General features: G+C 78.4%; 1 protein-coding gene. It reads right to left on the reverse strand.

Annotation, left to right across the window (positions count from 1 at the left end; all coding sequences use genetic code 11):
* On the reverse strand, window positions 1–728 hold a 728-nt coding region (locus tag NOD94_RS41210), incomplete at its 3' end, for an SAV_2336 N-terminal domain-related protein (RefSeq protein ID WP_281211367.1).
* Between the last annotated feature and the right edge of the window lie 58 nt (window positions 729–786).

A 786-nucleotide genomic window follows, 5' to 3' on the forward strand; every position in this document is an offset into this window, starting at 1 on the left:
CGACCGGGCCGCGGCGGCCGGTCCCGGCGGAAGCGCAGCCGGCCCCCGCCCGGGCCGCCCGCCCCGTCCTCGGTGCGCTCCAGCACGCCGCGTTCGGTCGGCAGCCAGCTGCGGCCCCACAGGCGTTGCGGCAGGGGCTGGACCACCACGCAGGGGGTGCACTGGGCCCACCGGTACAGCAGTCGCTGCGCCTCGCCCTCGCGCCACAGCGGCCCGGCGCAGTCGGACACCACCATGGTCAGGGCCCGTCCGGTGGGGTCGCGCAGTTGGTCGCCCGAGCGCAGGCCGACGCCGGGCGCGGGGCCGCGACCGACGGCGGGGGTGCCGTCCGCGAGGCGGTGCAGCCGGTGCACCTGGACGTCCCGGAAGGCGCCCAGCCGTTCGCAGACCGCCCTCAGTTCCTCGAACATCTCCTGCCACACCGCCATGGACGGGGAGGCGTCCATGACCAGGCGGACGGTCGCCTCCCGCCGGCTCTCCGGCCGGAAGACGGGGATGACCAGGCCGAGGGCGCGGGCGCTCGCCTCCGCGGTGGCGTTCTCGTCGAGGACGGTACGGGTGGGCCGCCCGGGCGGGCGGTGTCGTTGGAGGGCGCGCAGGGCCCGCTGGATGTCGAGGATCCGGGGCAGTGCGGCCGCCCCGGGAACCCGTACGGGCACGGCGTCGCCGACGGGCACCTCGGCGTCCGCCGCGGTGTCGGAGGGCACGCCCGGACCGTCGGCGTACAGCCCGACCGGATCCTCCGCCTCAGGCTCCGGCGGGGCCGGCTCCGGGGGCTCCGGAGCC

The sequence above is a fragment of the Streptomyces sp. Isolate_45 genome, from assembly GCF_024721315.2.
Taxonomy (GTDB): Bacteria; Actinomycetota; Actinomycetes; order Streptomycetales; family Streptomycetaceae; genus Streptomyces.